This window comes from Microvirga terricola (assembly GCF_011777495.1).
Classification (GTDB): Bacteria; Pseudomonadota; Alphaproteobacteria; order Rhizobiales; family Beijerinckiaceae; genus Microvirga; species Microvirga terricola.
The window spans coordinates 54,977-76,709 of the sequence record NZ_JAATJS010000001.1; the positions used below are offsets into that span (position 1 = coordinate 54,977).

The 21,733-nt window shown below is 60.5% G+C and carries 20 protein-coding genes, 1 pseudogene and 1 riboswitch; of the genes and pseudogenes, 6 read left to right on the top strand and 15 right to left on the bottom strand.

Annotated features, from left to right (window positions below; genetic code table 11):
- Positions 1-13: 13 nt before the first annotated feature.
- The gene (locus tag HB375_RS00270; RefSeq protein ID WP_167670847.1) at positions 14-865 is read left to right on the top strand and encodes a universal stress protein; all 852 of its coding nucleotides are present in this window, start codon (positions 14-16) and stop codon (positions 863-865) included.
- On the opposite strand, the gene HB375_RS18325 is transcribed toward HB375_RS00270, so the two are convergent.
- The 4 genes from HB375_RS18325 to HB375_RS00290 all read right to left on the bottom strand — a co-directional run bounded on the left by HB375_RS18325 (position 866) and on the right by HB375_RS00290 (position 3,165).
- Positions 866-1,702 carry a universal stress protein gene (locus tag HB375_RS18325; RefSeq protein ID WP_167670849.1) on the bottom strand — a complete coding sequence of 279 codons (837 nt, stop codon included), beginning with the start codon at positions 1,700-1,702 and terminating at the stop codon, positions 866-868.
- A 51-nt stretch (positions 1,703-1,753) separates the two neighbouring features.
- On the bottom strand, positions 1,754-2,149 hold the full coding sequence (locus tag HB375_RS00280) for a phasin family protein (RefSeq protein ID WP_167670851.1): 396 nt from the start codon (positions 2,147-2,149) through the stop codon (positions 1,754-1,756).
- A gap of 9 nt (positions 2,150-2,158) precedes the next feature.
- Positions 2,159-2,902 carry a response regulator gene (locus tag HB375_RS00285; RefSeq protein WP_167670853.1) on the bottom strand — a complete coding sequence of 248 codons (744 nt, stop codon included), beginning with the start codon at positions 2,900-2,902 and terminating at the stop codon, positions 2,159-2,161.
- A 125-nt stretch (positions 2,903-3,027) separates the two neighbouring features.
- Complete coding sequence (locus HB375_RS00290) at positions 3,028-3,165, bottom strand: hypothetical protein (RefSeq protein ID WP_167670739.1); 138 nt, start codon at positions 3,163-3,165, stop codon at positions 3,028-3,030.
- A gap of 161 nt (positions 3,166-3,326) precedes the next feature.
- On the opposite strand from HB375_RS00290, the gene HB375_RS00295 reads away from it, so the two are divergent.
- The 3 genes from HB375_RS00295 to HB375_RS00305 all read left to right on the top strand — a co-directional run bounded on the left by HB375_RS00295 (position 3,327) and on the right by HB375_RS00305 (position 5,499).
- Complete coding sequence (locus HB375_RS00295) at positions 3,327-4,091, top strand: LOG family protein (RefSeq protein WP_167670855.1); 765 nt, start codon at positions 3,327-3,329, stop codon at positions 4,089-4,091.
- Positions 4,092-4,176: 85 nt separating this feature from the next.
- Positions 4,177-5,016 carry a universal stress protein gene (locus HB375_RS00300; RefSeq protein ID WP_167670857.1) on the top strand — a complete coding sequence of 280 codons (840 nt, stop codon included), beginning with the start codon at positions 4,177-4,179 and terminating at the stop codon, positions 5,014-5,016.
- A gap of 45 nt (positions 5,017-5,061) precedes the next feature.
- Positions 5,062-5,499, top strand: coding sequence for a universal stress protein (locus tag HB375_RS00305; RefSeq protein ID WP_167670859.1), 438 nt, complete (start codon positions 5,062-5,064; stop codon positions 5,497-5,499).
- A gap of 13 nt (positions 5,500-5,512) precedes the next feature.
- On the opposite strand, the gene HB375_RS00310 is transcribed toward HB375_RS00305, so the two are convergent.
- The 10 genes and pseudogenes from HB375_RS00310 to HB375_RS00355 all read right to left on the bottom strand — a co-directional run bounded on the left by HB375_RS00310 (position 5,513) and on the right by HB375_RS00355 (position 16,699).
- On the bottom strand, positions 5,513-5,725 hold the full coding sequence (locus tag HB375_RS00310; RefSeq protein WP_167670861.1) for a dodecin family protein: 213 nt from the start codon (positions 5,723-5,725) through the stop codon (positions 5,513-5,515).
- A 256-nt stretch (positions 5,726-5,981) separates the two neighbouring features.
- A complete protein-coding gene (locus HB375_RS00315; RefSeq protein WP_343232329.1) occupies positions 5,982-6,257 on the bottom strand; it encodes a hypothetical protein in 276 nt (91 codons plus the stop codon).
- A 199-nt stretch (positions 6,258-6,456) separates the two neighbouring features.
- On the bottom strand, positions 6,457-7,233 hold the full coding sequence (locus tag HB375_RS00320) for an SDR family oxidoreductase (RefSeq protein ID WP_167670863.1): 777 nt from the start codon (positions 7,231-7,233) through the stop codon (positions 6,457-6,459).
- A 9-nt stretch (positions 7,234-7,242) separates the two neighbouring features.
- Positions 7,243-8,157, bottom strand: coding sequence for a dihydrodipicolinate synthase family protein (locus HB375_RS00325; protein WP_167670865.1), 915 nt, complete (start codon positions 8,155-8,157; stop codon positions 7,243-7,245).
- Positions 8,158-8,261: 104 nt separating this feature from the next.
- A complete protein-coding gene (locus HB375_RS00330) occupies positions 8,262-10,547 on the bottom strand; it encodes a xanthine dehydrogenase family protein molybdopterin-binding subunit (RefSeq protein WP_167670867.1) in 2,286 nt (761 codons plus the stop codon).
- A complete protein-coding gene (locus HB375_RS00335) occupies positions 10,547-11,563 on the bottom strand; it encodes an FAD binding domain-containing protein (RefSeq protein ID WP_167670869.1) in 1,017 nt (338 codons plus the stop codon). The genes HB375_RS00330 and HB375_RS00335 overlap by 1 nt, the downstream gene beginning before the upstream one ends.
- On the bottom strand, positions 11,560-12,084 hold the full coding sequence (locus HB375_RS00340) for a (2Fe-2S)-binding protein (protein WP_167670871.1): 525 nt from the start codon (positions 12,082-12,084) through the stop codon (positions 11,560-11,562). The genes HB375_RS00335 and HB375_RS00340 overlap by 4 nt, the downstream gene beginning before the upstream one ends.
- A 177-nt stretch (positions 12,085-12,261) precedes the next feature.
- Positions 12,262-12,429: pseudogene (locus HB375_RS00345) on the bottom strand (plasmid stabilization protein); the annotation flags it as partial.
- Positions 12,430-12,526: 97 nt separating this feature from the next.
- Positions 12,527-15,316, bottom strand: a complete 2,790-nt coding sequence (gene ppc / locus HB375_RS00350; protein ID WP_167670873.1) for a phosphoenolpyruvate carboxylase — start codon at positions 15,314-15,316, stop codon at positions 12,527-12,529.
- 66 nt (positions 15,317-15,382) lie between these two features.
- Entirely contained in the window at positions 15,383-16,699 is a 1,317-nt protein-coding gene (locus HB375_RS00355) for an Hsp70 family protein (protein WP_167670875.1), read from the bottom strand.
- 181 nt (positions 16,700-16,880) lie between these two features.
- On the opposite strand from HB375_RS00355, the gene HB375_RS00360 reads away from it, so the two are divergent.
- Positions 16,881-19,223 carry a Tex family protein gene (locus HB375_RS00360; RefSeq protein ID WP_167670877.1) on the top strand — a complete coding sequence of 781 codons (2,343 nt, stop codon included), beginning with the start codon at positions 16,881-16,883 and terminating at the stop codon, positions 19,221-19,223.
- Between the two features lie 10 nt (positions 19,224-19,233).
- On the opposite strand, the gene solA is transcribed toward HB375_RS00360, so the two are convergent.
- Positions 19,234-20,424 (bottom strand): N-methyl-L-tryptophan oxidase, encoded by a 1,191-nt coding sequence (gene solA / locus HB375_RS00365; protein ID WP_167670880.1) that lies wholly within the window; start codon positions 20,422-20,424, stop codon positions 19,234-19,236.
- A 124-nt stretch (positions 20,425-20,548) separates the two neighbouring features.
- Positions 20,549-20,655, top strand: a riboswitch (TPP riboswitch).
- A gap of 74 nt (positions 20,656-20,729) precedes the next feature.
- Between solA and thiB the strand changes: the two genes are divergently transcribed.
- Entirely contained in the window at positions 20,730-21,731 is a 1,002-nt protein-coding gene (gene thiB, locus HB375_RS00370) for a thiamine ABC transporter substrate binding subunit (protein WP_425515156.1), read from the top strand.
- Positions 21,732-21,733 lie beyond the last annotated feature (2 nt).

The following is a 21,733-nucleotide window of genomic DNA, read 5'->3' on the forward strand; positions in this document are numbered from 1 at the left end:
CTGATGGAGCATCATGATGATCAAGGACATTCTCGTGCATCTGGATGGAGGCCTCGGCGATGAAGGGCGCCTCGCATATGCGGAGATGATGGCCTCGCCCACCCAAGCCCATCTCGTCGGCCTCTTCACCAATCCTCTTCCTGACTATGCGAGTCTCGTCCCGATTGATGGAGGAGTTGCTGCCGCCGGGGTTCTGGGTGCTCTGGAGGACGAAGCCAGGCGGCAAGGAGACCTTATCATGCAACGGCTAGCGGAGCGTTTCTCACGTCTCGGCGTTCCGAATAAGATTCGCCGGGTGGATGACACTCGAGCAATGTTAGCTGATTGCATAGCAAAAGAAGCTCGATGGGCTGATCTTTTCATCATGACTCGTCCTTATCGGGATGGCGGCAAGATGGAATGGGACGATTTGTTTGAAGCTGTTTTGTTCGATAGCGGGCGCGCGATCGTGTCGATCCCGCCGGGGTGGCGTCGCAACGAAGCAATTCGACGCATTCTTCTTTGCTGGCGCGACACGCGCGAGGCAAGCCGAGCCGTAGCGGAAGCGATCCCTCTTATCGAAGCCTCAACCCAAGTCATGATTCTCGCGATTGATCCTGAGCATGAGACCGATGATCGCTCGGACGATCCCACCGCTGAGGTCGCAAGGCATTTGGCCCGTCATGGGGCTCGCATCGACGTCAAACTCCTCCAGAGCAATGGCGCTGGATTTAGCGACCTGGTGATGGACCAAGCCCGCCGACTCTCGGCGGACCTGGTCGTCATGGGAGGCTATGGCCATTCCCGAGCTCGGGAGTGGATGCTGGGCGGTGCAACACGGGAGATGCTCGAGGCATCCGAAGTGCCGGTGCTGATGGCCCATTAGCTAATGCGCGAGAAGCAAGGGAACCGGGGAGAAGTGAAGCAAGTCGCGCGTCACACCTCCGAGAATCCACTCACGGAAGCGCGCATGACCATACCCACCCATCACCAACAGGTCCGCGTCTCTTTTTTCGGTTTCCTCTATCAGGAGGTCGGAAACCTTGTTCCCGTCGCTATGGGCATGCACAATGCGCGCATTGACGCCATGTCGTTCTAGGAACTGAACAAGGCGCGCGCTCGTCTGTTGCTTTGGCCCGTCATCATCCGGATCGATGACAAGGATCGTGACATCGCGTGCCTGTCTCAAAACCGGCATTGCCTCGGCAAGCGCGCGCGCAGCCTCCCGACCGGCGTCCCAGGCAATGAGGACATGCTCGATCGTGGAACGGGCGGGCTTCTTCTCCGGAGCAATGAGAAGGCCCCTTCCTGACCCGAAAAGAATCCCCTCGACGAGGCCGAGCCATCGCTGTGCACCATCCTGAGTGTAGGGGCGCAGCACGACGCACAGATCGGAGACCCGCGCCTCCAACGCTCCGGCCTCCGGAATTTCATCGGAGAAAGCGTCTATTCGCCGGATTTCGCAAGGGAGATTGAGACGGGTCAGACGCTCGGCCAGATCCTTCTCGATCCGATCTCCCTCCTCGCGCGCCTGCTCAAGGATTTGCTCCAGAAACTGCGCGCCGACATAGCCGGCCTCGATCGGCATCGTCCCCGGCGCGAGACGATTAAGAAAGAGCCCCGTTACATGCGCCTCGCAAGCCTTGGCTATGGGCTCCATGTTGGCGATGCGCCAGTCGTCGCCCTCAGTTCCATCAAGATGGACGAGCACGTCCTTGATCACCACAGCCTCCATTGAGTGACTGCTGAGCGAGGTGGCGCTAGGTTGCCCCGATCAGGCCGCCTTCTGCGGCGTCATCGCGGATCGAGCCTCCTGCATGATCGTGCTGGTCTCAGTCATGTAATCGGACACCGTCGTCTGAGCGAAGGACGCCTGGGATTCGAAAGCTTCTGCCACGCTCTTGCACTGCGTGAGCGTGGCCAAATGATCGGCCTGAGCCTGGAGGCGGTGTCCCATGAACCGAAGCGACTCGCTCATCAACATCAAGGGCAGGTCGAGAGCCGAAGATCTCCAAAGCCCCGCGACAGAAGTCATCACATCCGGCGGCTCGCGCATTTTCCTATTCAAGTTCCCTGCCTTGAGTGCCACCATGACGCGTTCTCCTTTGTCGAAGCGTTCCACCTTCTCAAATTTGTTCAGGGACCATGACAACAGGTTTCCGGTGTGCATTGACCAATGTCAGTCATGATACGAATTGCCGCCCGCTCGTACCGTAGCAGCGAAGACGTAGCCGACACTTCGCACCGATTTGATCAGGGCCGGCTTTTTGGGGTCGGCCTCGACCTTCTTCCGCAGACGGACGATCTGCGCGTCGATTGATCGGCCAAGCGGATCCCATTCCCGCCCCTTTGTCATGTCCATCAACTGCTCACGCTTGAGCACTCGCTGTGGATGCTTGGCAAATGCGTGCAGCAGATCGAACTCCCCACTCGTCAGCGCGACTTCCCGGCCATCGGCGCCGGTGAGGCGCCTGCGCCCGGGATCAAGCGACCAACCCTCAAAGCTGAGAACCTGATTGCCCGCCTTTTCCCCTTTCGCCGAATGGACGCGACGTAGCAGGCTGCGAATGCGCGCCAGAACTTCACGTAAGTGAAAAGGTTTGGCGATGCAATCATCCGCGCCCACCTCCAGACCGACCACCAGGTCGACCGGATCGTTGCGGCCGGTCAGCATGATGATTCCGGCCTCAGGCAACCTTTGCCGAATCTCCTGGGCCAGCGCCAAGCCGTCATCCCCAGGAAGAATGAGATCCAACAAGATGATATCCGGATTGTCCTTGTGAAGCGCGACGCGCATTGCTGCGCCACCATCGGCTGTGGTGACACGAAGCCCCTCATCTGAAAGGTAGTGTTCGAGCATCTGCCGAATGCGGGCATCATCGTCAACGACGAGAATGTGGGGGATTTCGCTCGCGACGGACATGCCAAGTCCTCGGAAAAGGTGCCCCGCCGTTACGGATTGTTACGTAAAATGTAACATAGAGTAACAGGTGAAATCATTCAAAATGTCGGGAAGGAAAGTATCGGCGGCCTCGCCGGCCCAGCCGATCACTCAGCAGCAAGAAAAAGCAGCGTGCCGCCGAGGCAATATCCCGTTGCACGGATCTCTTGTCCCGGCACGATGGCCTGACTGGCTCTGATCGCGTCCATGAGCCCATCCGACCCGATGGCTCGATGCTGCGGCATTGGGAGACCTCATAGGCTTGAAGACACTAGACGCCGCCCCGCGGTGACAAACTGATTGAGGTCAAGGTGCTTACGGGGCGGGGATTTCCAAGCACAGCCGTTCGCTGATAGAGATGGGAACGAACCAACAGCAGTCCGGCACGGCGACAGGAACTTTTAGAATGGACGACATCAAGAGTGCGAATGCGGCTCAACTCGCCTCTCCCTCCTATCGCCTTGCGGCCTTCGACCAGGACTTTCTGCTCGGAGACTCGATGCGGGGTGTCCGCTTTCTTCTCGAATATGCCAAGGCAGAAGAAAGCCTGCGGAATTGGGGCGTGCGCTCGACGATCGTTGTCTTTGGGAGCGCCCGCGTGCGGGAGAACGGCCCCGGCCGACAGGCGTTCTGGTATGAGCAGGCCCGGTTGTTTGGACGCATCGCCTCATCCCGCGGCGGCGCCCTGACGGACAATGGTGGAGTCCGCGACAACGTCATCGCGACAGGTGGCGGCCCCGGCCTGATGGAGGCGGCGAACAGGGGAGCGCACGATGTGGGGGCCCCCTCCATCGGCTTCAACATCACTCTGCCGCATGAGCAGGAGCCGAACCCCTACTCGACGCCCGAGTTGACTTTCCGGTTCCATTACTTCGCGATGAGGAAGATGCACCTCGCGATGCGGGCGAACGCTCTTGTCGTGTTTCCAGGCGGGTTCGGCACTTTGGACGAACTCTTCGAACTCCTCACCCTCCGCCAGACGGGGAAGGCTCCACCGCTGCCAATCATCCTCTTCGACGAGGAATATTGGAAAAGTATCATCAATTTCGATGCGTTGATTGAGAGTGGAATGGTTTCGCCGCGCGACTGTGATCTTCTCAAGTTTGCAAACAGCGCAGAAGACGCCTGGAGCGAACTCACGAGAGAGGGGCTTCTCGCCCATACCCCGTAGCGGGGATATCTTCAAAAGCTTTGAGTATAATCAAAGTTAAGGTTGGTCTCTTGGGGCACTCTTTCACGGGCCACAGGAGATCGAGATGACGCTTCAGAACCTCAAGAGCATTCTTGTCGGTTTCAACCCGGAAGATAAGGCACCGTCCTCCGCTCTTCGCTACGCGCTCTCACTCGCATCACAGGCCGGGGCTCATGTTTCGGTCTGTTCCCTCACGCCGGAAATGACGATTACGCATGCCTTCGTCAGCGATGTGGCGGCAGGATTGGTGGCATCGGAAAACCGTCGCCTGCGCGAGGTGGCGGACGCGGCCACGGAACAGGCCCGGCAGGACTGTATTACTGCCGGCATCCCATGCACGGCCGAGGTCGTCCAGGAGCATTACTCCGTTCTGGCTCCTCAGTTCGCGAAACGGGCACGCATTCATGACGCCACAATCGTCGATGCGGAGCCTGACTCTTTGAGCCTTGGTCGCGGCCTGCTCGAGGAAACGCTTTTCGGCAGCGGAAGACCGCTGGTCGTCGTCCCCAAGGGTACCGACACATTTCACTGCCGCCGAATCGTGATCGCGTGGGACGGCAGCGCAAGAGCAACACGCGCCGTCAACGACGCGCTGCCGTTCCTGAGGGGAGCCGATCAGGTCGAGATCTTGAGCGTCTCGGGCGAAAAGGATCTTTCCCAATCGATCGCTGGAGCGGAACTGGCCCCACATTTGGTCCGCCACGGCGTCAATTGCGCCGTCAAGGATCTAGCCTCGAAGGACGGCGATGTCGGCGAGACGATAAGAACCCAGGCCGGGCTTCTGAGAGCCGACCTGCTTGTCATGGGAGCCTTCGTTCACTCCCGTTTACGCCAACTGGTGCTCGGCGGCGTTACTCAGTCGATGCTGAAAAGCTGCCCTGTCCCTCTTCTTCTATCGTATTAAACGCAATCAGACGCTGCCAGGTTTGAAGAGCGAAGGAGACTTCAGATGTACCGGAATATTCTGATCGCGACCGACGGCTCATCGCTCGCCGCTCGTGCGATTGACCACGGCGTACAACTGGCAAAAGCGGTGAACGCAAAAGTCATTGTGCTCACCGTTACGGAACGCTTCCATGTCTTCACGATCGATGCCGAGCAACTGGAGGACACTGCATCGACGTTCAGACACCACATGAAGGGACAGGCTACCAAGACGCTGTCAGAAGCCGCAAAATTGGCAGAGGATGCCGGTGTTGAGATCGAAAAGGTTCATCTTGAAGATGATGAGCCCTATCGGGCGATCATTCGAACGGCAGAGGCGCGCCGCTGCGATCTCATCGTCATGGCTTCCCACGGTCGCGGCGGCGTTTCCGCTCTCCTGCTTGGGAGTGAAACCATGAAGGTTCTCACCCACTCGAGGATTCCGGTTCTCGTCGTTCGATAATACGGCGTCGGTCTTACTCGTCCGCAGGCTCAAGTGCGAAGGATATTTTCGCGTTGATGCGATAGACCCGAATTGAATCTTCGGAGACCGCAGCCTCGAAATTCTCGATGTAGATCGAGCGGATATTGCGAACAGACTGCGACGCAATCTTGACGGCTCGACGGGCTGCTTCTTCCCAGCTCTGATCGGATTCGGCCAGCACCTCAATCACCTTGATCAGCGTCATGATTTCCCTCCTGAGCTCGCAGCGGAAATCTAGCAAGCACGGGGAGTTGTCTCTTGATGATGATCAATCGCGCAACGCCATGATCGTTGGAGGTAAGCCCCTCGCTCGTTTCCTTCCCGAAGGATGGTCAACGCCTCTCCGCAGATGCGGTGTACATGGCGGGTCGCACGGAAACGATCTGGAAAGTGTGAAGCTTCTCTTCATCATCCTGGATCGAGACGTACTCACCGGGCACAATATGATGCTGATTGAGACGCTAGCCCGCCTCATCGTCCGCTGTGCGATCAGGATCGTAGTCGATCATCCAGGTCGCTCCGCCTGCGCCGCCAGGGCGGTGAACAAGCATTCCGAGCCGGTCCGTCTCGTCCGCCCAGAAGCGCCTGACCCAGCAGCGGGTTCGCGCAGCCTTCCATTCGCCCGGGTCGAGAAGGCCGGTACCGTCGAGAGGAGCGATCATCTCGTAGCCATGCTGGGCACTTCCCTCCGGATAATCCGCAGAGCGTGCGAGATGCAGGGTGATATGGTGCAGCACGTTTCCTCCAAAGCCAATCGGTTGAGCTTGACTTGATCAAGCTTAAGGACGTGCGGCCTAGCCGCCTTGATCTTGGTCAAAGCGGCCAACATTGAGCACAACCTCCGCCATCCGTCTGCCATCTCCATTAGCATAGCGATGCCGCCGGCTTGCGGCCGTGAGGGTGGGATATGGCCCCCCACCCTCACGGCCGCTTCAATCAGGTGCAGGAGATTTGGCCGCCATCGACGCGCAGAATCGAGCCGGTCACGAAGGAAGCCTTCTCGCTAGCGAGGAAAACGGCCGCCGCCCCGAATTCCTCAATCTCGCCATAACGGCCGGCGGGGATCCCCGCACGGGCGGCAGCGGCAACATCTTCGATGGAACGGCCTGTGCGCTCGGCATTGGCGGCATCGAGCTGCTTGAGCCGGTCGGTTGCGATCCGTCCTGGGGCAATGGCATTGACCGTTACACCCGACGAGGCAACCTCGCTCGCCAATGTCTTGCCCCACCCGACAAGCGCCGGGCGGATCGCGTTCGAGATGGCGAGGTTCGGGATGGGTTGGATGACGCCCGATGAAATCACTGAGATGATGCGGCCAAACTTGCGCTCGATCATGCCCGGCAGCAGGTGATCGGCCAGTCGCACGAGATTGACGAACATCGCGTCAAACGAGGTGCGCCATTGCTCGCTCGCAACGCCCTGTGCTTTGCCGGGCGGCGGGCCGCCGCTGTTGAGGACCAGGATATCGACACCGCCGAGCGCGCTCACCGCATCCTTGGCGAGAGCATCGATCTGCTCGCTTTTGCCGGTGTCGCAGATGAGGGGGATCGCGCCTCGGCCGATCTTGTCGGCTGCGGCCTTGGATCCCTCCATGGCGCGGCTGGCAATGGCGACGCGGGCTCCCTCCTCGACCAAGCCTTGCGCTATGCCGAAGCCAAGCCCCTTGCTCGCGCCGAGAACAAGCGCACGCTTTCCGTCCAAACCTGTCTTCATGTCATCCCCTCACGAGCGCTCGATGCGCTCCATCATCCATTCGATATCTGCGATTGTTTCCGGGCTCAACTTCGGCCCTGGCTTGCGCAATGTCTCGGAGACAATGATGCCGCGCCGCTTCAGGACATATTTGCGCACTGCAAGTCCGAGACTGGGCTGCGTCTCGTAGCGGACGAGCGGCAGATGGCGGTCGAAGAGATCATGCGCCTCCGTGCGCTTGCCCGCCTTGATCAGATTGACGACCCCAACAAGCATTTCCGGGTAAGCATACCCTGTCATCGCCCCGTCCGCGCCACGTTCCATCTCGAAAGGCAGGAAGAGACCGCCATTGCCGCAGAGGATCGAAACCCGGCGCACCTGCCCCTGATCGCTTGCGCGGCGCAGCGTCGTGATCTTGTCGAGGCCCGGCCAATCCTCATGTTTCAGCATCACGCACGATGGATTCTCCTCGATGATCCGCATGATCACCTTCGGCGTCATGACCACATTGGTCACGAGCGGATAATCCTGGATCACGAATGGCACGTTCGGACCAATCGCCTCGACCGCATCGGCGAAATAGGACACGATCTGGTCGTCTGTCCGAAGCGTTGAAGGAGGCGCGATCATCACGCCCGCGGCTCCCGCATCCATCACCTTGCGGGACAAGGCCGACATGGCGGCAAAACCGGCGGCCGACACCCCTACGATGACGGGAACTCGCCCCGATACCGCAGCAAGAACTTGCTTGGCGTAGGAAAACGACTCCTCGGCGGCGAGCTTCGGGGCTTCCCCCATGATCCCCAAGATCGTCAGACCCGTCGCCCCGGCGTTGAGGAACGCCTCGACCATCCGGTCGGTCGACGCGAGGTCCAGGCTTCCGTCGCTCCTGAAGGGGGTCGGGCAGATGACATAGACACCGGCAGCAGAAGTCGTGAGCACCATTTCCTCCGTGACGCACCAGAGAGACCTGGCCGGATGATGTCATACACCGCCTTTGCGCCGCGCGCACCGGTCATCGAATTATCCGAAATGCGGGGTCTGGTTGCTCAGAGAAGGTCTTCCATACGGATGGGCAGGTTCCTGATCCGGCGCCCGGTCGCATGGTACACGGCATTGGCGATGGCCGCGTTCGTGCCGACGTTCCCCAATTCGCCGACGCCCTTGATCCCGAGGGCATTCACCTTGTTGTCCTCTTCCGGCACCAAGATGACCTCAACGTCGCGGATGTCGGCGCTGACCGGAATCATGTAGTCCGCGAGGTCCTTATTGACATACCGGGCGACGCGCTCATCGATCTCCGTTTCCTCATGCAGCGCCGAGGCAACGCCCCAGATCAGAGCACCCAGCAGCTGACTGCGTGCAGTGATGGGGCTAACGATGCGGCCCGCGGCGAACGCGCCGACAAGGCGAGGAACGCGAATTTCACGGGTTCGCTTGTGGACGCGAACCTCCACGAACTCGGCGCCGAAAGCATATTGCACATGGTTTCCAGCCGATGTGCCGACTGTCAGGACGGGAATCCCCTTTGAGAGCAGGGTATGGCCGAGCAACTTGATCGGTACAGAAGCGACTTCCGGTGTGTACTTCGCATGGCCTTCGACGGGTCCGAATCCGATGCGCAAAAGCGCGCTCTTCAACGGCTCGCTTTTGTCGGCGCCAACAAGCATACCCTCGCGCAAGCGGATAACGGCCGGATCCACACCCCGCAGGGCGCCCTCATGCGAGGCGGCTCTGGCCAACCGCTCGCGAATGTCCTCGCAGGCATGTGCAACGGCATTGCAGATACTGGCTGTTGCGTTCGACCCACCGGCGACAGGAGCCGGAGGCAAGGAACTGTCGCCAAGTTCTACGTTCACATCCTCCAGCGGTATGCCGAGAAACTCCGCCGCCGTCAGCGCGATGGCCGTGTAGGCTCCTGTGCCGAGGTCATGTCCCGCAGTCCGGACCCTTGCTTTGCCGTTTGGCGCAAGCGTCACCCGCACCTCGGCAGGCCCGATGTTCGTCGGGTAGCAGGCAGTGGCGCATCCCCATCCAATAAGCCAATCGCGATCCTGCATCGAGCCCGGCTCGGGATTCCGCTTAGCCCATCCGAATGCCGCGGCCGCCCTGTCGTAACAGGCTATGAGTGACCGGCTGGAAAAAGGCTTTTGGTTGATTGGGTCGATCTGCGTATCGTTGAGCCTCCGCAGTTCCACCGGGTCCATGCGCAGTTTCACCGCAAGCTCGTCCATCGCGCTCTCCAGCGCGAACATATAAGGCACCTCGGCAGGCGAACGCATGAAGCCTGGTGTGCTACGGTCGGCATGCACGATATTGACGTGCGTCGCCACATTCGGACAGGCGTAGAGAAGCGATGTCGTGTCCGTCCCGGCGACCTTGTAATCATCCGCGCGGGACGAGATCTCCCACCCTTCATGCGACAGAGATGTCAGCCTGCCACTGCGGTCGGCTCCGAGTTTGATGTGATGCTGCGTTTCAGCGCGGTAGCTTGAAACTGTAAAGCCCTGCTGGCGTGTCGCCACGAGCTTGACGGGGCGGCCGAGGCGCTTGGCGGCTATGGCGACCAGGGCGGTTCGCGGCGTAATCGCCGCCTTCGATCCAAATGCGCCGCCGACAAAGGGCGACACGGCCCGAACACGCTCCGGCCTAATGCCGAGCTGTTTCGCAACTCCGTTCTTCAATCCATAGACATATTGGCTCGACTCGTAGACGGTCAGCTGATCGCCAGACCAGGCGCAGGTCGTGGCATAGAGCTCGATGGCGTTGTGGTGCTGGGCGGGGGTTGAATAGTAAGCATCGATCTTGACATCGGCTTCCTGATACGCCGTCTCGGGATCGCCGACACCCGGCTCCGAACTGAGGAAGCCCGCGGCAGCTCTAGGCTGGGGCTTGCGCCCATCCAAGCCCGACACGGCCCTCCGCTCCATATAGTCGACGCGGATCATATAAGCGGCTTCCCGCGCGGCCTCGAAGGTTTCAGCGACGACCATGGCGATGATCTGTCCATCATGCCAGATCTTTCGCGTGTCCAACGGCACTATGCTTGTCGAGGTATAGCCCCCTAAAGCGAAGAAACGCACTTTGTGGACTTTGCCCTTGGTATTCTCATAGGTGAGAATATCGATAACGCCATCAACCGCCTGCGCTTCCGTCAGGTCGAGCGCACTGATCCGGCCACGGGCTATGGTGCTCATGACAAGAAAGGCATGCGCCGTGTCGTCGAGGACGACATCGGACGGATAGCATGCAGCGCCAGTTACCTTTAAGCGCCCGTCGATGCGTGGCACAGCCCGCCCGATCATGTCACCGTTTGCCTTGATCTGCACACTCATCACCGGATCTCCAGGGCCGCCGCTTCGAGAAGCGCGCGAACAAGAGTCCGTCGTCCGAGTTCAGGTTTGAAATCATTCCCACCGAAAGTCCGTGCACCAGCGAAGGCGGCTTCCGCAGCCACACGTGCCCGCACCTCGTCGAGCATCGTGCCCTTCAAGACGTCCTCCGCTTCCACCGCGCGCCAAGGAATTGTTGCGACACCGCCGAGTGCAATCCGGGCTTCGCGAACAACGCCATCCGCAAGATCGAGCGCCACCGCCGCCGATGCGCTCGCGAATTCGTAAGATTCCCGGTCTCGCACCTTCAGATAAAGCGAGCGACGCGCATAAGCACCGGCAGGAATGTGGAAAGACACGATGATCTCGCCTGTAGCGAGCGACGTCTCGATATGCGGCGTGTCCCCCGGAAGTTTGTGAAGCGTTCTGAAAGGCACCTCACGATTTCCTTTCGCGCCTGCGATTTCGACGGCCGCATCGAGAGCGATGAGCGCCTGGGCGAAGTCGCCCGGATACGTGGCAATACAATGCTCGCTCGTGCCGAGAATGGCGTGCTTGCGGTTCAATCCTTGAAGAGCTGCACAACCGCTACCGGGATCGCGCTTGTTGCACTCATGCCATGATGTATCGCGGAAGTAAGAGCATCGCGTCCGTTGCAGCACATTGCCGCCGAGGCTTGCCATGTTGCGCAGTTGCGCGCTGGCCCCAAGTTTTAAGGCTTGAGACACGACCGGGTATTCACGCTCGACCGCCGGATGATGAGCGACCGCGCTCATGCGGGCGAGTGCTCCGAGACGGAGGCCCATCGGGGTGACAGTAATCTCGGAGAACGTCTTCTCGAGCGGATTGATGTCGATGACCCGGTCCGGCCTCATGACGTCTATCTTCATGAGATCGAGAAGGGTCGTCCCTCCGGCAAGAAATTGTATCGGCGCGTGCAGCGGCGCGTCCGCTTGGTGAGACGCCGCGCGGATGGCAGAGGCGAGATCGTGCGCGCGCTCATAAGAGAATGGCCTCATTTGCGCGATCTCTTCATCTCGGCTCTCGCCTGCTTGATGGCCGCGACGATATTGGGATAAGCGGCGCAGCGGCAGAGGTTTCCGCTCATATACTCGCGAATATCGTCGTCCGTCTCCGCCAATCCCTCCATAACGCAGGCGACGGCAGACATGATCTGGCCCGGCGTGCAGTAGCCGCATTGGAAGGCATCATGATCCATAAAGGCCTGCTGCATTGGATGCAGGGTGCTCTCATCCAGCGCCAATCCTTCGATGGTGGTCACGGCCTTACCTTCGACGCTCGCCGCCAACGTGAGGCAGGACAGGACACGCTGGCCATCGACGTGGACGGTGCATGCTCCGCACTGTCCTTGGTCGCATCCTTTTTTCGTTCCGGTCAGACCAAGATGCTCCCGCAAGGCATCGAGCAGGGTGACTCTGGGATCAAGGGAAAGCCGATGGTCGCGGCCATTCACCGAGAGAACGAGCTTCAGCGCCCGGCTTGCGGAAAGGGAAGCCTTGAGAGGTGAATTCGCATCCATTTCGTGGTCCCCTGATATGGGCACGAGGGATAACAGGGGCCGATGGAGCGGGTTCCGGTCACGGCTGGTATCGGACGCATTGCCGCGCGCTCAAGCGGCGGTCCACCCATCACCTCAGTTTGAATGCTCGAAGCGTAGCAATTCGCGAGGAGCAGCGGGAGCCTAACCGCCCCCCTTACGACCGGATCCGCTCTTCTTCCCGCCACCGGTTTCCTTGTTGACCGTCGCCCAAGCCCGGCGCTCGGCCTCGTGCTCGGACACACCGCGATCTTCGTAAGACTTCTCGATGTGCTCGGCTTGGCGTTTCTGCTTGCCCGTATAGCTCGATTTGTCGCCGCGTGGCATGAGATCCTCCTGGCGTGACAATGGTCCCCGTTCCCGGAGAGCGCTCGTTGAAGCCACCAACAGCTTACGCCGGCCTTGGTTCCAGGCCCCGCCCTGTCTAGCCGCTGTTGCGGAGGCCGGCTGCGATGCCGTTGATCGAGAGATGAATACCCTCCACAACACGCTCATCGGCATCACCTGCGCGGTGGCGCTTCAAAAGCTCGATCTGGAGATGATTCAGCGGATCGAGATAGGGGAAGCGATTGCGGATGGAGCGCGCAAGAAGCTGATTTCCGTCGAGCAGAGCCTCTTGCTTCGTGATCGCAAGAAGCTGCCTGATCGAATCCTTCCACTCGCACCGGAGTCGGGGAAAGATCGCATCGCGCAGCGCCTCGTCTTCGACAAGTTTTGCATAGCGCGATGCGATGGCGATGTTGCTCTTGGCAAGAACCATGTCCATGTTCGACAGCAATGCCTGAAAGAACGGCCACTCGCGATACATCTCCTGCAACAGCGCGAGACCGTTGTCCGGATGAGCGTCGAGCCAAGCATTCACCGCGGAGCCGAAGCCGTACCAACCCGGCAACATGAGGCGACACTGCGCCCATCCGAAAACCCAGGGGATGGCGCGCAGGTCCTCGATGCGTCTCGAATTCGTCCGCGAGGCAGGGCGGCTCCCGATGTTGAGATTGGCGATTTCGCTGATGACGGTGGATTCCCAGAAATACTGCTCGAATCCTTCGGTCTCGTACACGAGATTGCGATAAGCCTTGTAGGCTCTCTCTGAGAGTTCCTCCACCGCCGTCAGATACTCTTCGCGAGGCGCAGGCTTGCCTGAATGCAACAGCGAGGCCTCGAACGTGGCGGCAGCCAACGTCTCAAGATTGCGACGGCCCAGATCGGGGTTCGAGTACTTACCCGCAATCACCTCGCCCTGTTCGGTGACGCGGATGGTACCCTGCACCGCGCCGCCCGGCTGCGCCAGAATGGCCTGATAGCTTGGTCCGCCGCCACGACCGACCGAGCCGCCGCGACCGTGGAAAAGGCGCAATGCCACGCCGTATTGCTCGAACACTTCGACCAGTTCGATCTCGGCCTTGTAAAGTTCCCAGCCGGAGGTGAGGAAGCCACCATCCTTGTTGCTGTCAGAATAACCCAGCATCACTTCCTGCAGCTTTCCGCGGCTGCGCAGGAGGCGCATGTAATCCGGCAGCGAGAACAAGCTTTCCATCACGCTCGCGCAGGCACGTAGATCTGCGATGGTTTCAAAAAGCGGTACGATATTGACGCTCATCTCGCCGTCATGCGGGCGCAGCAGGCCGACCTCCTTGAGAAGAAGCGCAACTTCCAGAACGTCCGACGGGTCGCTTGCTTTCGAAATGACGTAGTTCGAAACAGCGGCCTTACCGTAGCGCCTATGGGCCTCGGCGGCCTCGCGTGCGATGGCGAGCTCGGAAGCCGTTTCCGGCGAATAGTCGAGATAGGGTGACGCCAGAAGGCGCGGTGTGCGAAGTTCCCGCAGCAGCAACGCCACGCGCTCCGCCTCGGGAAGCGCCGCGTAGTTTGTTCCGGGGTTCGCCTTCTCGAACAATTCGGCGACCACCCGCTGGTGCACATCGGAGTTTTGCCTCAGGTCGATGCTGGCGAGATGGAAGCCGAAAACACCGACCGCACGTCGCAACTTGCACAAGCGGCCGCGCGCAAGAGCCGCGGAACCATTTGCCGTGAGAGAGCGGTGCAGTACCGCAAGGTCCTCTGCAAGCTCCTCGACGGCAGTGTAGGCGGGAGCCTCACCAACCGCGTGACGGGCGATTTCTGCATGACCGAGAGCTTCGGCAGTGGCCGCGAGCCGCGCGTAGATGCCGGAAATCGCGCGGCGGTAAGGCTCATCCTGCCGGTGAGGTGAATGGTCCGGCGAGGCATCGTCCAGCGCTTGGACCTGCTCGGAGATGCTGACATAGCGCCCATCGAGAGAAAGCTCGCTCCCGAGACGGTGAATCTCTTCGAGATAGAATCCGATTGCCCGGCCGCTCTGTAGAAGGAGAGCCTGCCGCAATGTCTCGGCGGTCACGAAAGGATTGCCGTCGCGGTCGCCGCCAATCCAGCTTCCCATGCGCAGGAACGAGGGCAGTTCCAACGTGGTCCAGACCGGGTCCATGGCAGTAAGCTGGTCCTCAAGAGAGGCGTAGAGGCGCGGTAATTCCCGAAAGAAAGTGTAATCGTAATAAGCAAGGCCATTCATGACCTCGTCGATGACCTTGAGCCTGGTTCGTCGCAAAATGCTCGTCTGCCAGAGGGTCAGGATGGCGCGGCGCAGAGCCTCTTCGCTCGCAGCGTCCTCCTGCGGCGTCAGACGCTGGCGGTCGCGCAAGTCGAGAAGCTGCGAAACCTCCCTTTCCCGATCGATGGTGCTCTTGCGCCGCACCTCCGTCGGATGCGCGGTCAAAACCGGGGAAACGAGAGCGGACGCGAAGAACTGCTGCAGCTGCGCCTGAGCCACGCCCTCCTCTTGCGCGAGCTTGAGCGCACGCGCCATGGTGCCTTCACGGGGAGCCGAAGCGGCCATTTGATGAGCACGGGACCGGCGGACATGGTGCTGGTCTTCGGCCAAATTCGCGAGATGCGAGAAATAGCTGTAGGCCCGGATAATCTGGTTGGTTCGCCCGCGCGAGAGGCTGTTCAGCGTCTTTTCGAGCTCATTTCGAGCAGCCTTGTCCTCGTCCCGGTGGAATCGGATGGATGTCTGGCGGATTCGTTCTACGGTTTCGAAAACCGCCTCGCCTTCCTGCTCGCGGATCGTGTCCCCCAGGATGCGCCCCAGGAGACGGATATCATCACGGAGAGGCAGGTCCTTGTTGGGAGTGGCGTCTGGGTTGTTCGCGGACAAGGGGATGGCTCGCTTCGGCATGATGTTGCATTTGCGAGTAAATCCCTTCCCTCCCGTCGCCGCAAGCGTGGCATTCCTCCGTCAAATTCAGTGGCCGCCCACAGCCCAGCGGGCTGGCTCGTTGGCCTGACCGATAAGGGCAAGCCCATAGGCGATGGATTCGAACTGATCGGCAGAGGTCAGCCGCTCTTCGCCGAAGCGATCCACGAAAAGGTTGCGAATGGCCGGAACGAAGGACGTGCCGCCGGTTAGAAAAACCTTTTCGATTTCTCCCGCAGCAACCCCAGCATTCGCCAGCGCCTGATCAACGGTTTCGGCGATGCGGACGACATCGCCGGCAATCCAGGTTTCGAAATCGCGGCGTGCGATGCTGGCGCGAATGTCGACGCCTTCGGCTTTGAAGCGGAACTCGGTCTCGTCCTGGCTAGACAAGGCGACCTTGGCCGATGAAACGGCGCGGTAGAGGGCGAAGCCGAGATCGTATTCCACGATGTCGATGAACTTTTCGAGCGGCTCAGGATCGAGCGCGACGCGGGCGAGTTCCCGCAATTCCTTGAGGTCGCCGCTCCCCTTCATCATCGCAAGTTGGTTCCAGCGGGCGAAATTGGCGTAGTAGTGATTAGGGATCGAGAGGATCTTATCCATCGAGCGGTAGCTACCGCCCTTTCCGAGGCGTGGAGAAACCACCTGATCGACGATGCGGTAGTCGAAAGCGTCCCCGGCGATGCCGATGCCGGAATGGCCCAGAGGCTCCGCGCGCAGGACCCCGCCGGAGCGTGAGAAGCGCATGACAGAAAAGTCGCTCGTGCCGCCCCCGAAATCCGCGACGAGAACGGTCGCGTCGTGCTCCAGCTGCCGCGCATAGAAAAACGCGGCCCCAACTGGCTCATAGACATAGTGAGCGTGTTTCGCGCCCAGCTTGCTGAAGGCCGTCCGGTATCGGCTCATCGCGAGCGCATCGTCAGGGTGCGATCCCGCGAACTGAACGGGCCGCCCGATCACCACATTGCGGGCAGAAAAGTCGATGCGGTCGCCGCCATGCCGCGCCAGGGTGCGCAGGAAGGCGCTCAAAAGATCCTCGAATCGATACCTCTCCCGGAAAATCCGGGTTTCCTGGAAGGACTGGCTTGCCGCAAAGCTCTTGAAGGATTGGATGAATCGGTGGGCCGACAATCCATCGAGAAACTGCTCAATAGCCCAGGGACCGCCCTCGACTTGGGTACGCAGGCCGTTGCCATGGCGTTCGTCCCAAAAGCAAAGGGCCGTGACGAAGACCTTCAGGTCCTTGCCCCCGTGAGCAAAGGTCAGTGCCTCGACCCGGCCTTCGGAATCGGCAATCGCCACGACCGTGTTGCTGGTACCAAAATCGACGCCGATGGACAGGTTTTGCGAGGCGGGCGGCATGGCATTCTCGGAGATATGGGGCGGAGCGGGGCCGGACGGTCTATACGCCGGGCTCCAGCGGGCCAAGTAAAATCTGCGGAAAAGCCTTCCCCAACGTTATAATCCCCTCGCCAACCGCCCCGGTTGACCTGAGGATACGGCGCGCCGTAGAAGCCGCGCCTCGGTTCCGTCGGAGATTCCCATGCAGTCCATCGGTCAGCGCATCGCGAATGAGTTGAATGTCCAGGAATGGCAGGTCAAGGCTGCCGTCGACCTGCTCGATGGCGGTGCTACCGTCCCGTTCATCGCGCGCTACCGCAAGGAGGTCACCGGCACCCTGGACGACGCCCAGCTCCGCACGCTGGAGGAGCGCCTGCGCTATCTCCGCGAGCTTGAGGATCGCCGCAAGACCATCCTCGACAGCATCCGCGAGCAGGACAAGCTGACCGATGAGCTTGCGCTCCAGATCAATACGGCCGACACCAAGGCGCGTCTCGAAGATCTGTATCTGCCCTACAAGCCGAAGCGCCGCACCAAAGCGCAGATCGCGAAGGAAGCCGGCCTCGAGCCTCTCGCCGACCTGCTCCTCAGCGACCCGACCCGCGACCCGAAGGAGGCGGCCGTCGCCTTCGTCCACACGGAGAAGGAAGTCGCCACGCCGGAAGCGGCGCTGGAAGGCGCGCGCGCGATTTTTGTCGAGCGCTTCGCGGAAAATGCAGAACTTATAGGCACCCTGCGCGAAAACTATTGGCAACGCGGCCGCCTCACTTCGACCGTGCGTGAGGGCAAGAAGACCGATGGCGCGAAGTTCTCCGACTATTTCGACTTCGCCGAACCTCTCACAAAGCTCCCCTCGCACCGCATCCTGGCCCTCTTCCGCGGCGAGAAGGAGGAAATTCTCGACCTGCGCATGGACGAGGACAAGGACAGCGCTGAGCCCAATTACATCAGCCCCTATGAAGGCCGCGTCGCTCTTGCCTCAGGCATCGCCGATCAAGGCCGGGCGGCGGACCGGTGGCTTCTGGAGACAGTGCGTTGGGCGTGGCGGACGAAGCTCCGTTTCTCCATCGAACTCGACATGAAAATGCGCCTCTGGCAGGCGGCCGAGGATGAAGCGGTCAAGGTCTTCGCGGGCAATCTGCGCGATCTTCTTCTGGCGGCGCCTGCTGGCACGCGCCCGACGCTTGGTCTCGATCCCGGTTATCGCACGGGCGTCAAGGTTGCCGTTGTCGACGCGACCGGCAAGGTCGTCGCCACCGACACCATCTATCCGCACGAGCCGAGGCGTCAGTGGGACGAATCCCTCGCAGCGCTGGCGCGCCTCTGCCGCGTTCACAAGGTCGAACTGATCGCGATTGGAAACGGCACCGCCTCGCGTGAGACCGACAAGCTCGCAGCCGAATTGGTGTCGAAACACCCCGATCTGAAGCTGACGAAGATCATGGTCTCAGAGGCCGGCGCTTCGGTCTATTCCGCTTCTGCTTACGCAAGTCAGGAATTGCCCGATCTCGACGTGTCGCTGCGTGGCGCCGTCTCCATCGCTCGCCGCCTGCAGGACCCGCTGGCGGAGCTGGTGAAGATCGATCCGAAGTCCATCGGTGTCGGCCAATACCAGCACGATCTTGCGGAATACAAGCTCTCGCGTTCTCTCGATGCCGTGGTCGAGGATTGCGTGAACGGGGTCGGCGTTGACCTCAACACAGCTTCCGTTCCCCTGCTTGCCCGCGTCTCGGGCCTTGGCGAGTGGGTGGCGCAAAACATCGTCTCACACCGCAACGCCCACGGCCCGTTCAAGACACGCAAGGCGCTCAGCGACGTAATGGGGCTGGGACCCAAAACCTTCGAACAGGCTGCTGGCTTCCTGCGCATCCCGAGCGGTGACGATCCACTCGATGCCTCGGGCGTTCACCCGGAGGCTTATCCGGTCGTGCGCCGCATTCTTGAGGCGACGAAAAGCGACATCAAGGTCGTGATCGGGAACGGCGCGCTTCTCAAAACGCTGAAACCCGAAAAATTCACCGACGAGACCTTCGGCGTTCCAACCGTCAAAGACATTCTGGGCGAGCTTGAGAAGCCGGGTCGCGACCCCCGCCCCGAATTCAAGACCGCAACATTCATGGAAGGCGTCGAGAAAATTGACGACCTGAAGCCCGGCATGATGCTTGAAGGCGTCGTCACCAACGTCGCCGCATTCGGAGCCTTCGTCGACGTCGGTGTCCATCAGGACGGCCTCGTTCACATCTCCGCCCTGTCGGATACGTTCGTGAAAGACCCGCGCGACGTCGTGAAGCCCGGCGACATCGTCCGCGTCAAGGTTCTGGAAGTCGACAAGGCACGCAAGCGTATCTCGCTCACCATGCGAATGAGCGATCCTGTCGAGAAGAAACCCGCCGGCCGCAGCGACGATCGTAGCTCATTCCAGAAGCCTCGCAACGCGGGATCCGGTCAAAAATCTTCCGGGCAAGGCTCGGACGGCGGCGCTCTTGCCGATGCGTTGCGCCGTGCCGGCTTGAGCAAGGACGCGGGAAAGAACTCCCGACGCTAACAGTCAATCCTTACAGAAGCCCGAGCGACTGGAAGCGTGCCAGCGAAAACGCCGAAAGATCGATCCGGCTCTGCCCGTCTGTCACGATCTGCGCCGCGACTTCACCGATGGCTGCCGAATGCTTGAAGCCATGGCCCGAACAGGGCGACACGACAAGAATGCGATTGGCATCGGGATGCCGGTCGATGACGAAGTTGGAATCCGGCGTAATGGTATAGAGACAGGTCACGGCTTTGACCGCCGATGGGATGAGACCTTCGAGGCGCCCGGCCACATGCTGGTCGTACATCTCGCGAGATTCCGTCGGCCCGATATTGCGCTCGACATTGTCCGGGTCGGTCCTGTCCTCATATTGCTCGCCAGCCGTCTTGATGGCGCCACTCCCCGGAAGCGAAGGGAAACCATAGAAGAAGTCGTTGGGATTGGGGCCGTGGGACCAGATGAAGACGGGGCTCTCCTCCCATTGCGAAGCGTTCGCTGCAACGGGAAACCAATGCATGACCTGGCGGCTCGGCGCGAAAAGCTTGTCGAACGGCGCGTTGAGGAGCCCCGCTGCCCAAGCGCCGGCCGAGAGAATGGCCTCTCCGGCAAGGATGTCGCCCTGATCGGTCTTGATCCGAACCGCATCGCCTTCCTGCCGGACGGATAGAACCGTCGTTCCACGACGAAGGGCGGCCCCGAGAGCCTCCGCCCGCTCGAGTTGAGCCGCGACGCACCCTTCCGGGTTCAAATACCCTCCGCTGGGCTCGAAATATCCGCTCTCCTGCTCCTGCGGCGCAAATTGCGGAAAGCGGCGCCTAATCTCTGCCGCATTAAGGATCTCATGCGGTATCCGATAGTGCTCGGCCGCCCTTCGGGTCCTGTTGAGGAAACCCGCGCGAATGACGCCCTCAGAACCGGTCTGCTCCGTGCCGATGATGAGACAGCCATTCTGGGTCAGCAGGTGCCGACCCGTTTCCGCCTCCAGCTCCCGCCAGATCTCATTGGATCGCAGAGCAAGCGGCACATAAGCCTCGCCCTCACCAATGGCCTGCCGCGTGATGCGGGTTTCCCCATGCGTCGAGCCGCGGTCGTGCGGCGGCGAATGCCGGTCGATCCCGATGGCTTTCACACCGCGCTTGGCGAGTTGGTAGATCGCGGCCGAGCCCATTGCCCCTAGACCGATTACCGCAACGTCACAGGATGCCAAGGGCTTCGACATGAAAAACTCCGGAGGAACGCCTTACGCATTCCAAACAGAACCCGGCCCCTGCGGCAATAGGTTGAAGGGCGGAGGATGAAGTCAGCGCGCTCCTTGTTCCTGAACCGGAACTGTTCTACATACGAAGCGTCTCACGGGGAGCCCTTTCCGGGGCTGAGAGGCGGCTGGGCCGCCGACCCGTCGAACCTGATCCGGATCATGCCGGCGGAGGGAATGAGCATGCGACATCGCAGACAATCCTGCGCGCGCGCCGTGCGAATGCTGCCGCCAATCCGGCTGTCTTATGCATGGGAGCATTCATCATGATACGCCGATTGTCCTTTTTTCTGCTGTCGCTCTGGCTCGCGACAGGGTTTGCGCATGCGCAGACCAAACCGACACTGACGGTCTACACTTACAGTTCGTTCGCCGGAAAATACGGTCCGGGCAAGCTCATCAAAGAGCGCTTCGAGGCGATCTGTGGCTGCGAGCTCGTGTGGGTTACCTCCGAGGATGCAGGCAGCATGGTGGGCCGCCTTCGGCTCGAGGGGGAAAGCACGAAGGCTGATGTGGTCGTCGGGCTCGACATGAACCTTGCCGCAGAAGCCAAGTCCTTTGGTCTCTTTGTGCCGCACAAGACCGAGGTGAGGGATTTGTCCCTGCCCATTCAATGGTCCGACGACACCTTCATCCCCTTCAACTGGGGCTATTACGCCTTCGTCTATGATGCCAACAAAGTCGCCAATCCGCCCAAGAGCCTGAAGGAGTTGGTGGAGAACTCCAACGGCCCGAAGGTCGTGTTGCAGGACCCGCGCACCAGTGCACCGGGACTCGGCCTTCTGCTCTGGATGCGCCAAGTCTACGGCGACAAAGCAGATCAGGCATGGGCGCAGCTCAAACCCCGCATCGTCACCTTCACCAAGGGCTGGTCTGAGGCTTATGGACTATTCCTGAAAGGCGAGGCGGACATGGTTCTGTCTTACACGACCTCGCCTGCCTATCACATCGTCGCCGAGAAGAAGGACAATTACAAAGCGGCGTCCTTCGCAGAAGGGCACTACCTGAGCGTCGAACTTGTCGGCATGACGCGCACGACGAAACAGCCGGAGTTGGCAAAGAAGTTCATGGGCTTTGTCCTGAGCGATGCCTTCCAGTCCGCCATTCCTGACACCAACTGGATGTATCCGGCGAAGAACCCGCCGTCGGGGACGCCGGCGATCTTCAAGGACATGATCCAGCCCACCAAAGCGCTTCTCTTCACACCTGAAGAGGTTCAACAGAACCGTCGCGCCTTCACTGATGGCTGGCTCAACGCCACTGCGCGCTGAGT

Excerpts from the sequence above, each read along its gene's own strand:
- HB375_RS00270 (WP_167670847.1), top strand. The coding sequence starts at position 14 with ATGATGATCAAGGACATTCTCGTGCATCTGGATGGAGGCCTCGGCGAT.
- HB375_RS00280 (WP_167670851.1), bottom strand. The coding sequence starts at position 2,149 with ATGCACACCGGAAACCTGTTGTCATGGTCCCTGAACAAATTTGAGAAG.
- HB375_RS00285 (WP_167670853.1), bottom strand. The coding sequence starts at position 2,902 with ATGTCCGTCGCGAGCGAAATCCCCCACATTCTCGTCGTTGACGATGAT.
- HB375_RS00290 (WP_167670739.1), bottom strand. The coding sequence starts at position 3,165 with ATGCCGCAGCATCGAGCCATCGGGTCGGATGGGCTCATGGACGCGATC.
- HB375_RS00295 (WP_167670855.1), top strand. The coding sequence starts at position 3,327 with ATGGACGACATCAAGAGTGCGAATGCGGCTCAACTCGCCTCTCCCTCC.
- HB375_RS00300 (WP_167670857.1), top strand. The coding sequence starts at position 4,177 with ATGACGCTTCAGAACCTCAAGAGCATTCTTGTCGGTTTCAACCCGGAA.
- HB375_RS00305 (WP_167670859.1), top strand. The coding sequence starts at position 5,062 with ATGTACCGGAATATTCTGATCGCGACCGACGGCTCATCGCTCGCCGCT.
- HB375_RS00310 (WP_167670861.1), bottom strand. The coding sequence starts at position 5,725 with ATGACGCTGATCAAGGTGATTGAGGTGCTGGCCGAATCCGATCAGAGC.
- HB375_RS00320 (WP_167670863.1), bottom strand. The coding sequence starts at position 7,233 with ATGAAGACAGGTTTGGACGGAAAGCGTGCGCTTGTTCTCGGCGCGAGC.
- HB375_RS00325 (WP_167670865.1), bottom strand. The coding sequence starts at position 8,157 with ATGGTGCTCACGACTTCTGCTGCCGGTGTCTATGTCATCTGCCCGACC.
- HB375_RS00330 (WP_167670867.1), bottom strand. The coding sequence starts at position 10,547 with ATGAGTGTGCAGATCAAGGCAAACGGTGACATGATCGGGCGGGCTGTG.
- HB375_RS00335 (WP_167670869.1), bottom strand. The coding sequence starts at position 11,563 with ATGAGGCCATTCTCTTATGAGCGCGCGCACGATCTCGCCTCTGCCATC.
- HB375_RS00340 (WP_167670871.1), bottom strand. The coding sequence starts at position 12,084 with ATGGATGCGAATTCACCTCTCAAGGCTTCCCTTTCCGCAAGCCGGGCG.
- ppc (WP_167670873.1), bottom strand. The coding sequence starts at position 15,316 with ATGCCGAAGCGAGCCATCCCCTTGTCCGCGAACAACCCAGACGCCACT.
- HB375_RS00355 (WP_167670875.1), bottom strand. The coding sequence starts at position 16,699 with ATGCCGCCCGCCTCGCAAAACCTGTCCATCGGCGTCGATTTTGGTACC.
- HB375_RS00360 (WP_167670877.1), top strand. The coding sequence starts at position 16,881 with ATGCAGTCCATCGGTCAGCGCATCGCGAATGAGTTGAATGTCCAGGAA.
- solA (WP_167670880.1), bottom strand. The coding sequence starts at position 20,424 with ATGTCGAAGCCCTTGGCATCCTGTGACGTTGCGGTAATCGGTCTAGGG.